Below are 12,011 nucleotides of genomic sequence, written 5' to 3' on the forward strand. Positions count from 1 at the left end.
TCGCTTACACCGTTACACGGGCCTTATCTCCCCAGGTGGGTTGGGGGAAGGGCCCAGGGCGCCCTTCCCCCAACGCTTTTACCGGAGCCGCGCGATCAGCGCCTGGGCATCCCTGACCAGAGCGTCCCGCGCCGCCGCGTCGTGGACGTTGCCGGACTTCTCGGCGTGCTTGATGAAGCGGTCAAGCGCGTCGATGGCCTGCGTGGTCCTGCCGCCGTTCTGGTGCTGCTCGGCCGAGTCGAGCGCGGAGAGCAGCGGATCGGCCGCGTCGGCCTTCACCGTTCCCGCGTCCTTGAACCGGGTCACCAGCGCCCGCACATCGGCGTAGGAGGTGGTGGTCGTGAAGGTCACGGTCTGGCTGGTGACCTTCCCGGCCTTGTCGGTGGCGGTGGCCTTGAACTCGTGCTCGCCGAGGCTGAGCGTCCAGAGCGGCACCGTGACGCCGGAGGGGACCTCCTGGCCGTCGATGGTGGCCTTGACGCTGTCGATGCCCGAGGTCGCGTCGGTCGCCGACACCACGGGGGTGATCGAGGCCGAGTCGCCGTACGTGGTGGCTTCCACGCCCGACGCCGACAGCACCGGCGCGGTCTTGTCGATCTTCACGGTGAGCGTGCCGACGGGTGAGACGTTGCCGCCGGTGTCGGTGGCCCGGTACCGGAAGTCGTGCACACCCTCGGCGCTGAGGGTCACCGGGTTGGTGGTGGTGGTCCAGGTCGCGCCGCCGTTGAGCGAGTACTGCCGGCTGGCCACCGCGCCGTTGTCGGTGGCGGTCAGCGTGACGGTGACGTTGCCGGTGTACCAGCCGTTGGCGCCGTCCGGCTGCGCCGGGCTGGCGGTGGCGGTGACGACGGGCGGGGTGGTGTCGCCGACGCCGCCGCCCTGGAAGGTGAAGGCGTCCACCTCGACGCCACCCGTGGAGGTGACGTAGAGCCGGCCGGTGCCGGCGGGCGCCTGGCCCAGCGCGGTGGTGACGGTCTGCCACCCCGCCCCCGCGGGCACGGTCACGGTGGCGAAGGGTGCGGCGGTGGCCGAGTTCCAGCGCAGGGAGAGCGTGCCGGCGCCGGACGCCTTCGTCTGGACTCCGGTGATGCCGGTGAAGTTGACCGGGTCGTAGGCGATCCAGTCCCCGGCGTCGAAGGAGGTGACCTTGCTCCTGGCCGACGCGGTGTCATCGGCGACGACGGTGACGCCGCTGACCTCGTCGGCGTGCTCGGCCTGCATCAGCTTGGGGTTGAGGATGACGGCGGCCTCGCCGCGCGCGGGCGGCAGGCCGTTGGCCCCGTTGTCCCGGTAGCCGACCACGACCACGCCGTAGATGTTCTCGGTCTCGCCGTGCTCGGGAGCGTTGACCGGGGTCGGCCAGGCGCCCGAGCAGCCGGTGCCCTGGGTCTCGGGGTGGGCGTGGGTGTCGTGCCCGAGGCCGAAGTCCCACTGCACCCGGCTGCACACCGGGTTGTTGCCGTCCTCGGCGTCGACGACCCCGATCTGGTACGGCAGCGCGTTGCCCCAGTCGAAGAAGCCGCCGTTGGCGGGCTTCTGGATGGTCACCTCGGGCGCGGTGTTGCCCACGCTGATCTCGATCGAGGTGACCCCGGACAGGCCGCCCGCGTCGGTGACCCGCAGCCGCGCCGTGTAGAGGCCCACCTCGGGGTAGGTGTGCGTGATGGTGGCGCCGGTCGCGTCGAACTCGCCGTCGCCGTCCAGGTCCCAGTCGTAGGTCAGCGGGCCCGGCTCGTCCACGGAGCCGGAGCCGTCGAACTTGACGGTCAGCGGCGCCGAGCTGCTGGAGGCGCGGTCAACGGTGATCTTCGCCTGCGGGGTCTTGTTGCCCGGGGTGTAGTCGATCCGGTAGAGGCCGGCGTCGGGGTTGGCGCGGAAGAAGCCGTCCCCGTACTCCAGGACGTACAGCGAGCCGTCGGGGCCGAACTCGATGTCCATCGGGTTGTCGGTGAGCGGCTGCGCCCCGGTGCGCAGCGCGCTGTTGGGCAGGAAGTGCTCCAGCTTGGTGACCGGCCCGTTCGGGTAGGTCACGGTGAAGGCCGCGAGGTAGTCCTGCGAGAACTCGGCGAAGAACGCCTTGTTGTCCCAGTACTGGGGGAACTTGGTGGGCGACGGGTTGTCCGCGTCGTAGTGGTAGATCGGCCCGCCCATCGGCCCCTGGCCGCCCTGGGGTTCGAACTCGATCAGACCGGCCCACTCCGCGGGCTGGTGGGCGACGGTGTCGCCGTAGTAGAGGTTGGCCGGTACCGCGGGAGGCAGCTGCGCGATCCCGGTGTTCCAGCGCGAGGTGTTCTTCGGACCCGCGTCGCAGTCGAGCCACTCACGCGGCTGGGCGGTGGCGAAGTCCCAGTCGTTGTAGTTGAAGTTGTCGCCCGTGCAGTACGGCCAGCCGCTGTTGATGGGCCTGCTGATCGCCGTGATGTTCCACTCGACGTAGCCCAGCGGTCCCCGGGTGGGGCTGGAGGCTCCGGCGTCCGGTCCGTAGTCACCCCAGGAGACGGTTCCGGTCGCGGCGTCCACGTCCATCCGGAACGGGTTGCGCACGCCGGTCACGAAGATCTCCGGCCGGGTCTTCTCGGTGCCCGGCGCGAACAGGTTGCCGGCCGGGATCGTGTACGACCCGTCCTCCTGCACCTTGATCCTCAGGATCTTGCCGCGCAGGTCGTTGGTGTTGCCCGCGCCGCGCCGCGAGTCGAAGCCGGGGTTCATGCCGGGCGCGTCGTTGTTGGGCGCGTAGCCGTTGGCCCCCGGCGCGCTGGCGGGCGTGTTGTCGCCCGTGGCCAGGTAGAGGTTGCCCTCGTCGTCCCAGTCCATGTCACCGGCGACGTGGCAGCACTGGCCGCGCTGCGTCTCGACCTTGATGATGACCTGCTCGGTGGACAGGTCCAGGGCGCTGCCGGTCCACTTGAACCGGGAGAGCTGGTTGTAGCCCTTCCACTGGTTCCAGTACGACTCGTCCGCCCCGGCGGGCAGCGAGTTGGGCGCCGACCCGGTGGGGGTGGTCGCCGGGTAGGGCGCGGTCATCGTCCGCGGCGCGTAGTAGATGTAGACCCACTTGTTCTCGGCGAAGTCGGGGTCGATGGCGACCGTCTGCAGGCCGTCCTCGGAGTTGGAGTAGACCGGGATGGTGTTGACGATCTTCGTCACGCCGGTGGCCGGGTCGGTCAGCCGGACGTCGCCGTTGCGGGCCGTGTGCAGGACCCGCCGGTCCGGTAAGACGGCCAGGTCGATGGGCTCGCCCACGTTCTTGGTGAGGGTGATCTTCTCGTAGTTCGACCACTCCGTCGCCGGATTCTGGCCTGGATCGGCCTGCGCCGGGACGGCGGCGAGCATGCTGAACGGAAGGGCCAGGGCGCCGATGAGGACGCCCAGCGCCGTTCGGGTACGCTGCATGGCGGTACTGCTCCTTGAAACAGGGAGTATCAGAACCCGGACCGCTACGCCTGCCGGGGCAATCGGCAGAGTTCGCGTAGCGGTCCGGTAGAAACTGTCGTCGCCGAGGATCGTCAGCCGCGCAGCGCGGCCATTCCGGCGTAGCTCACCTGGGCGAGCTGGAGCGACTGCATCGGGTCGGTGCCCGGGGCGTTGTCCTGCTCGTACATGGGGTTGTGGTAGCCCTTGGCGCCCATCTGCGAGAAGAAGTTCTTGTAGTCGATGTCACCGGTGCCGAACGGCACCATGTCGTAGCCGTTGGCGGTGGCAGTGTTGATCTTGCCGTCCTTGGCGTGGAACAGCGGGAAGCGCTTGGTCTGCGCCTGGACGACGGCCAGCGGGTTGAAGATGCTGGTCTGCGAGGAGCCGTCGGCCGCGGTGAAGACGCGGTGCTTGTACTGGGCCACGTGCGCCCAGAAGATGTCCATCTCCAGCCAGACGTGCTCGGGGTTGGTGATGCTCAGGAAGTACTCCAGCTTCCTGATGCCCGAGGAGCGGGTCGGCCGGCCCAGCGCGTCCAGCGGACCGCTGTCCAGCAGGAAGTTGTAGGCGGCGTCGTGGTTGTGGGTGTACATCTTGAGCCCGGCCGCGGTGGCCAGGGAGCCCAGGTAGTTCCACTTCTCCGCCGCGACGTCCCAGTCGCCCTTGAAGTTGCTGCTCGTGGGGTCGTTGCCGGTGCCCACGTGGCCCAGGCCCAGGATGTTGGCGATCTCGAGGGTCTCCTGCCACCGGGTGAGGTCGGCGGGAGTCAGCGGCCAGGACGAAGGGATGAAGCCGTGGTTGCCCTCGGCCTCCAGCCCGTTGTCGTCGAGCCACTGCCGCAGCTGCCGCGCGCCCTCGACGGTGCCCATGTTGGCGCCGCCTTCGGAGTTGGCGTTCTGCGTGTAGCCCGCGAACTCGACCTGCTTGTAGCCGATCCGGGCGAGTTCCTCGAACACCCGGCGGAAGCCGGAGGGGTGCGGGGTGGTCAGCGGGTTGCGAGAGATCGCGTCACGCACCGTGTAGAGGATGATGCCCCGCTTGCCCGGGGGGACCAGGACGCCGTTACCGGCAAGTGCCGCACCGGGAGTGGTGAGCGGGATCGCGGCCGCGGCGGCCATGCCGGTGGTGGCGGCCAGGAACTGGCGGCGGTTCAGGCCGAGACGGCGGCGGAGGGGTTCTTCGTGGGCATGCGTGTCGCTCACGCTTGTTCCCTTTCAGTGAGGGACGCGTGCGCCGACCACGTCACTGTGGTTCCTTGTCGAGCCCGCGAGCATGCCACCGCCGTTGAGCTGAGCGATCACATTGTTACTACGTGATCCGAGAAGGGTCAATGGTCGTCATACGCCCGTAATCTGGGCAGCGAGCCCCGACTACGGGGCGTGACGTGGGACACTTTTTCCTGTGAGTCGGCAGACTTCTGTTGACAAAAATCATAAGTCCGGTCTACCGTCCCGAAACATGTAGGACATATGTGGTTGTGCCTACAAAACATCCGATGTCTCAGTGGTCCCGGTCCGCGACAGCGACCGGACCCCCCAACCCTCATCCACTGATCACAACCCCGACTCTGGAGGATTCGGCTCGGTCCCTCCCGCCGTAGCGCCGAAACGGCGGATCGCGAGGGAATGCCAACCCGTTCCGAATCCTCCAGGGGGCCACTCCCTGGTCCGCTTACGAGCTCTCCGCATCCCGCCGCCTGGGTGGGACGCTGTCCGCTGTGCCCGCCCGAGAGGAGTGATCTGATGATGGTGGTAACCGGAGCGCGGATCCCGCCCTCGACCGCCGGACGCCCCGCGGGCGCCCGGTGTTACAGCCGGTCATGAAAATTTCAGTTATTCCAGGCGTATTTCGAGGGTTTTTCAAGGCGATCTCTGGGAGCGCTCCCATACGGGAGCCTATTTCCCGGTTTTCGTCAAGCCCCGTTCCGGTGCGGCTCGCGGGACTCCGCAGGAGCCGCACCGGGCGATCAGCTTCCCCGGGCGCCTCAGGTCCTCTGGATGTCTCAGATTCCCTGGGTGTCTCAGGTTCCCTGGGCGTCGAACGCCGCCTGGATCTGGTCCAGGGCGGCGTCCAGCGACGACTTCAGCGCGGGCGTCAGGGCGCCCTCGCGGAGCCGGTCGTTCAGCTTGACGCGGATGTTCGCCACGGCGGCCCGGTCGTTGTTGGCGACCATGTTCCTGATCACGTTCCGCAGGTCCAGCGCCACGTCGTCGCGGATCTGCCCGCTCGCCTCCGCCGCGTTCACCAGGGAGGTGAAACCGTCCGCCGCCGCCGCCACCGTGCGCGAGCCGGTCGGGCTGGCCAGCGGGAGCGGGGCGAGCGTCTGGGTGTCGCTCGGCCGCGGCGTGGGCCGGGGCGTCGAACTCGGCTGCGCCGCCGGGGCGCCGCCGGGGTCCTCAGGTTCCTCGGTCCGGTCCGGGACGTTGATCGGCCTGGCCCGGTCACCGGTTCCGTCCCCGGCCCGCCCACCGGTCCTGTCGCCGCCCTCGTCCCCGCCGCGCTCGTCGGCGTTGGCGGTCGGACCGGCCTCGGGGTCGGTTTCGGAGCCGGCGTCCTGGTCCTGGTCGGCCTCGGCGCCGGTGCGCTGGGTGGCGTGCGCGACCGGGCTCGGCAGGGTCGCCGCCGCCACGCCCGCGGGCACCGCGGTCGGCTGCTGCCAGAGCAGCACGCCGAGGGCGAGCACTCCGGCCACCCCCGCGGCCCACTTCAGCCAGCCCGGCTCCCGCTCGCTCTCCCCGGGGATCAGCGCCGCGGCCACCTCCCGGGCGGTCGGCCGGTCCGCCGGCTCGGGGGACAGGCACCGGCGGCAGAGCGCCGCGATCTCCGGGGGCAGCCCCGGCACGCCGTCCGGGCTCGGCGGCGGGCCCTCCCTGCGGGCCGCCTCGATGCCCTCCCAGGTGGTCTCCGGGTACGGCGGGGCCCCGGTGAGCATCTCGTAGAGCAGCACGCCGAGCGAGTACACGTCCACCGCCGGGGCGGCCGGCAGCTCCTTGAGCCGCTCGGGCGCCACGTACGGCGGGGTGCCGAAGTCGGCCACCAGCTCGTCGCCGGCCTCCCCGGCGAAGGCGGCGATGCCGAAGTCGAGCAGTTTCGCCCCGTCCGGGGCGAGCAGCACGTTCTCCGGGGTGACGTCCCGGTGCACGATGCCGCGGTCATGGGCCGCCGCCAGCACCAGGGCCAGCCGGGCGGCGATGGCGGTCGCCTCCGCCCAGGGCAACGGCCCCTCGCTGATGCGGTCGGCCAGGGGACGGCCCTCCAGCAGACGCATCACGACGTACGCGGCGAGACGGCCACGCGGGGTGACCGTCTCGCCGTAGTCGTACACCTCGATGGCGTCCGGATGGATCAGCCGGGCGGTGGCCCGGGCCTCGCGCCTGATCAGCTCGCGACCCGGGTTGTCGTCGTCCAGCGCGCCGTCCAGCACCTTGATCGCCACAGTCCGCTGTAAGGACTGGTCGAAGGCGCGCCAGATCACCGACATACCGCCCGTGGCAATCCGCTCCTGCAGCAGATAGCGACGGGTCAGGACGTCGCCCTCGGCCAGCTCAGGTTGATTCACGGACGACCAGTTCTGTGGGCAACACGGGGTTGCCCTTCGGTATCTCGTCCTCGGCGAGGGCCATGAGCAGCATGCGGGCGGCCAGGGCCGCCAGCTCCTCGACCGGTTGGCGGACGGTGGTGAGGGCGGGGGTGGTGTGCCGGGCGATGGGGGCGTCGTCGAAGCCGATCACCGCGACGTCGTCGGGCACCTTGCGCCCGGCCCGCCGCAGCGCCTGCATCGCGCCCGCCGCCATCACGTCGGAGGCCGCGAACACGGCGTCCAGCCGCGGCGCGCGCTGCAGCAGCCACTGCATCGCGTGCGCGCCCGAGGCGTGGGTGAAGTCGCCGTAGGCCACGGGCATGTCGGTGATGCCCGCGTCCCGCAGGGTCTCCCGGAAGCCGTCCAGGCGGTCCCTGGCGGCCGGCAGGGTGGGCGGCCCGGCGATCGTGGCGATCACCCGGCGGTTGCCGAGCAGCAGGTGCTCTGCCGCCTGGCGACCGCCGTCGCGGTTGTCCATGTCGACGAACGGCAGGTCAACGCCGTCCGGCGGCCGGCCCGCGCTCCGTACCGGGATGCCGGAGGCGGCGAGGGTGACCGCCAGTGGATGCCTGGCCCGGGCGCCCACCAGGAGCACCCCGTCCACGGCCCCCGCCACCAGCGGTGGGGCCGCGATCGCCGCGGTGGCGGGGGTGGCCGTCATCACCACGAGGGGGACCCCGTGGGCGGCGAACACCTCCTCTGCCGCCGACAGCAGTCGGGCGTAGAAGGGTTCGCTGAACAGCCGTGGAGTCTGCTCGCAGATCACGGCGGCAACGATCTGGTCGGTGCGTCTGGCGGTCGAGCCCCGGGGGGCACGGCGCCGTACATAGCCCAGGCGGGACATGGCGTCGTGCACCTGTCTCCTGGTCGATGTGGTGACGCGTACCGAGCCCGTCAGGACTCGGGAAGCGGTTGCCGGGGAGACGCCAGCAGCGGCGGCTACCTCTGCGAGGGTGGGAAGATCGGCCATCCGGTCTCCTCAGGCCCGAAGTGTGTCACGCGGCGGCTTGGGAGCGCTCCCAAGAACGTATCACTGTTTCGGGCGTGTCAACAGAGGTTTCGTCGCGATGAAACTTTTCATCGCCTTTCACCTGGCTTGCGCATGGGGGCAGGGTAGATGATGGCGCGGCAATCCGTGAGGTTATCGGGGTAATCGAGGCAGATATGTCGGTAGAAATTACCCTTTGAAGTCGAAAAAGTGCTCGTCGTAGTCAAACAGTGTTACAGCGGGAGTTCGGTAGCAAGACATCTCATTGTTATCTCAATCCGTCGTATCGACTCCTACACAGCGCAGGACCTGGGACGCTGCCTCCTGACCCCCGACTTGACAACGTGACCCGCCGCTCTCCCGCCGCCGGCCGGGTTCCCGGCCCGGTGAAGGCCGCGTCCGGCGGGTGCCGGGCGCGGCCGGAGTTACCGCCGTCAGCGTTTTGCCGGAATCCGGGCGTCGGCCAGGATGTCCAGGCTCGCCTTCTCCGCCAGCGTCGCCACCGGGGCCCAGATGAACAGGCCAGGGATGCGCGGGAAGGCCGAGGCGTCCACCACCCGCAGGTTGCTGGTGCCGCGCACCCGGAACCTGCTGTCCAGCACCGCCATCGGATCGTCGTCCGGGCCGATCGGGTTGGTGCAGGAGGCGTGGTGGCCCCAGGCCTCCCTGCGGACCCAGGCCGCCAGCTGCTCCCTGGTCCTGACCTGGGGGCCGGGCCAGATCTCGGTGCCGGAACCCACCCGGTCGTTCATCCGGCGGATCATCTCCACCGCCTCCACCATGGCGGCGACGTCCCGGTCGCCGCCCCGGCCGTCGTCGAAGCTGCGGAAGTTGATCAGCGGCGGCTGGGTGGGGTCGGCGGAGCGGAGCCGTACCGTGCCGGTGCGGGACTCGGCGTAGCCCTTCAGGACCAGCCAGGTGAACTTGTCCTTGACGTACCCGGGTGGGCCGAAGCCGGGCGCGTAGCCGCGGAAGTCCAGCGGGCCGCCGAAGACGTACATTTCGGGGCGGGCGCCGGTGCCGTACCGGCGCTTGATGCCGCCGATCACCCCGTTGGTGGAGTACGGCGTGAGCCCGGCCGCCCCCACCATCGAGGCCCCCTGCCAGGCGGTCAGGCACGGGTCCAGCGGGGTCTTGCCGAAGGAGCACGCCTGGAGCAGGAGGAAGGGCGGGTACTGGGAGACCACCGGCACCTCGTACCGGTCCTGGAGGTTGCCGCCCACGCCGGGCAGGTCGATCTGGACGGGCACGCCGAGCCGGGCCAGGTGGTCGCGGGGGCCGCGCGCCGCCGCCCGTCCGGGCCCGGCGCCAGCACCACCCGCTCGGCCAGCGCGCCGGTCCGGACGATCAGCCGGGACGGGTGCGCGGCCCGGGCGCTGAGCAGCCGCTCCCGCATGCTGTGCCGTTTGCCGTGCCGGGTGGACTGGGGTGGGTAGAAGAAGCCCTGGGTGCCCGCGTCCACGAACGCCCTGTCGTTGATCGAGCGCTGGTTCCGCACGTCACCGCCGCCGGGCAGCGCCTGCGCCTCGGTGACGGCGGAGGCCACGATCCGGCCCAGCTGGGGATCGATCTTGAAGATGTCCACCAGGCCGAACTCGGTGGGCTGCCAGGACAGGAACCGCTCCCAGTGCCCCCACATGGTCTCGGGGTTCCAGCCGTCGTCGCCGGTCAGGCGCTGGATGAAGGCCCAGTCGGCCGGGTCGGCGGCCATCGTGATGGTCGCGTTGTGCGCGGTGCAGCCGCCCAGCGCCGAGGCCCGGGGGTAGAGCACGCCCCGGCCGGTCACCCACTGGCTGCAGGTGGCGTTGTAGTCCAGGTCCGAGTAGTGCTGGACGTAGAAGTCCCAGCGGATCCTGGTGTCCTCGCTGACCGCGAAGTTACTCAGGACCGGCACGTCGTACCAGCGCCGGTCGCCCTCGGCGGGGCCGGCCTCCAGGACCAGCACGGTGAACCCGGCCGCGGCCAGGTTGGCGGCCAGCGGCGTGCCGCCCGGGCCGGAGCCGATGATCACATAGTCGGCCTCGTCAGGGTCTGTATGGAGGTCCGTACGGGCTTGGGCGGTCCCGAGGTCCAGGCCGGCCAGCAGCACGGCGCCCGCCCCCAGGCGGAGGGCGTCCCGGCGGCCAAAGGTATGTACCCGATCTTTCATATCCGTCCCCGATTGCCGTCAGCTCGAAGGGGGGACGATCAACGCTGATCACTATGTGTACGCGAAATCATTACACATCGTGATCGACGATCATCGAACATCACGCTGGGGACACCATGACTAGGGACGTGAGCGACCGGGCCGCCCGTGGCCGGGGCAGCCCGACCAGGCGCGCGGCGATCGTGCTCGGCGCGACCTCCGCGACCATCCTCGCGGGGGCCGCCGCCTTCATCCTGTTCGGCCCGCACTATCGGGGCGGGCCCGTCCCCGTCCGGGCGTTCGCGGCCGACCTGCCCGGCCGCATCGCCGCCGACCAGCGGTACCTGACGCAGGCCCCGGGGGACGCCACGGTCTGGGCCGAGCTGGGCATCGGCTATGTCGAGCAGGCCCGGCGCACCGGCGACGCCGCCTACTACCCGAAGGCGGAGCAGGCGCTGCGCGAGTCGCTCCGGCTCCAGCCGGAGACCAACGACACCGCGCTGGTCGGCATGGCCGCGCTGACCGGGGCCCGGCGCGACTTCGCCGGGTCCAGGGACTGGGCGACGCGGGCCACCACCGCCAACCCGCGCAACCCGCTCGCCCACGGCCTGCTCTCCGACGCCTACCTCCAGCTGGGGGACACCCGGCGGGCGGACGGGGAACTGCAGAAGATGCTGGAGGCCAAGCCCGGCGTGGCGTCCTTCACCCGGGCCGCCGAGCTCTACCGGCTCCGCAACGAGCGCGACCGGGCGGCGCAGGCCCTCAACCTGGCCCTGGACTCGGCGGTGGGCAGCGCCGACCTGGCCGATGTGCGCAGCCGCCTGGGCGACCTGGCCTGGGACTCGGGGTGGCCGAACCGCTCGCTGCGCGCCTACGACCTGGCGCTGCGGGCCGAGCCCGGGCACCCGGACGCGCTGGCCGGGCGGGCCAGGGCGCTGGCCGCGCTGCACCGCGAGGACGAGGCGCTGACCGCGTACGCCGCGGCGGTGGCCCGCCATCCGCGCCCGCAGACCCTCCTGGAGTACGGCGAGCTCTACCAGTCCCTGGGCCGGACCGGCGAGGCCCAGGCACAGTACCGGGGGGTACGCGGGGCGCTGTCCCAGCTGGCCGCCAAAGGGGTGGTGGACGACCTGGTGGCCGGGCGGTTCGAGGCCGACCACGGGGATCCGGCGGTGGCGGTGACCCGGCTGGCCCGGGAGTGGAAGCGCCGCCCCAACGACGAGGTGGCCGACGCCTACGCCTGGGCGCTGCACCGGGCCGGGCGGAATCAGGAGGCGATCAAGTACGCCCGGCAGAACACCGCGCTCGCCGCCTACCACCGTGGCGAGATCGAACGCGCGCTCGGCCGTGAGGCGGACGCCGAGCGCAGCCGCGCTCGCGCGCTGAAGCTCAACCCGCACTTCTCTCCCCTGTACGCCCAGGAGGTGGCCGATGGACGGTGACCAGCTGCGTCGGCTGGTGGACGAGGTGGTCAGGGCGCTCGGCGGGGAGGCCGAGGTACAGCTGGACGAGGTCGAGGAGTGCGACCCCTCCTGGGAGCCCGGCCCGGAGTGCACCTCGGTCCGGCACAACTACGTTGTCCATGTAAAACCTGGTATGTCGGATATTTCGGGGATTATCTATGGGCCGATCCGGCAGCGCATCGGGCCGGACTGGCAGGTCGCCGAACGGCCCGCCGGGGAAACCCTGGCAGTCGACTTCACCAGACGTGACGGCACCATGCTCGGGGTCACCTTCGACCCCGACGGCAAGGGGCCGGTCGTGGTACGCGGCCGAACCGGCTGCTCCTGACGGGGGGTGCGCCGAGCCCTCGCCCGGCGCACCTCTCCCTTTCTATGGGCCCGCCTCCGGCGGGCCGGCCCGGCTGTGACATTGGCCGCGCCTCCGGCACGGCGGGCCGG

8 protein-coding genes are annotated in these 12,011 nt (G+C 70.8%); 2 read left to right on the forward strand and 6 right to left on the reverse strand.

The window, feature by feature from the left end:
- Nucleotides 1-78: 78 nt before the first annotated feature.
- From KIP79_RS42035 to KIP79_RS42060, 6 genes are all read right to left on the reverse strand, one after another.
- Nucleotides 79-3,393 (reverse strand): PQQ-dependent sugar dehydrogenase, encoded by a 3,315-nt coding sequence (locus tag KIP79_RS42035; RefSeq protein ID WP_214110636.1) that lies wholly within the window; start codon nucleotides 3,391-3,393, stop codon nucleotides 79-81.
- A gap of 113 nt (nucleotides 3,394-3,506) precedes the next feature.
- On the reverse strand, nucleotides 3,507-4,616 hold the full coding sequence (locus KIP79_RS42040; protein ID WP_214110637.1) for a sugar phosphate isomerase/epimerase family protein: 1,110 nt from the start codon (nucleotides 4,614-4,616) through the stop codon (nucleotides 3,507-3,509).
- An 818-nt stretch (nucleotides 4,617-5,434) separates the two neighbouring features.
- Entirely contained in the window at nucleotides 5,435-6,973 is a 1,539-nt protein-coding gene (locus KIP79_RS42045) for a protein kinase domain-containing protein (protein WP_214110638.1), read from the reverse strand.
- Nucleotides 6,960-7,964, reverse strand: a complete 1,005-nt coding sequence (locus KIP79_RS42050) for a LacI family DNA-binding transcriptional regulator (RefSeq protein ID WP_155338791.1) — start codon at nucleotides 7,962-7,964, stop codon at nucleotides 6,960-6,962. The genes KIP79_RS42045 and KIP79_RS42050 overlap by 14 nt, the downstream gene beginning before the upstream one ends.
- Before the next feature lie 452 nt (nucleotides 7,965-8,416).
- Nucleotides 8,417-9,205, reverse strand: a complete 789-nt coding sequence (locus tag KIP79_RS42055) for a GMC oxidoreductase (RefSeq protein ID WP_214110639.1) — start codon at nucleotides 9,203-9,205, stop codon at nucleotides 8,417-8,419.
- Complete coding sequence (locus KIP79_RS42060) at nucleotides 9,094-10,131, reverse strand: GMC family oxidoreductase (protein ID WP_214110640.1); 1,038 nt, start codon at nucleotides 10,129-10,131, stop codon at nucleotides 9,094-9,096. The genes KIP79_RS42055 and KIP79_RS42060 overlap by 112 nt, the downstream gene beginning before the upstream one ends.
- A gap of 116 nt (nucleotides 10,132-10,247) precedes the next feature.
- On the opposite strand from KIP79_RS42060, the gene KIP79_RS42065 reads away from it, so the two are divergent.
- Nucleotides 10,248-11,552: a tetratricopeptide repeat protein gene (locus KIP79_RS42065; protein WP_214110641.1), complete on the forward strand. Its 1,305-nt coding sequence runs from the start codon at nucleotides 10,248-10,250 to the stop codon at nucleotides 11,550-11,552.
- Complete coding sequence (locus KIP79_RS42070; protein ID WP_214110642.1) at nucleotides 11,542-11,901, forward strand: hypothetical protein; 360 nt, start codon at nucleotides 11,542-11,544, stop codon at nucleotides 11,899-11,901. The genes KIP79_RS42065 and KIP79_RS42070 overlap by 11 nt, the downstream gene beginning before the upstream one ends.
- Nucleotides 11,902-12,011: the final 110 nt, after the last annotated feature.

The organism is Acrocarpospora catenulata (assembly GCF_018476525.1).
Taxonomy (GTDB): domain Bacteria; phylum Actinomycetota; class Actinomycetes; order Streptosporangiales; family Streptosporangiaceae; genus Acrocarpospora; species Acrocarpospora catenulata.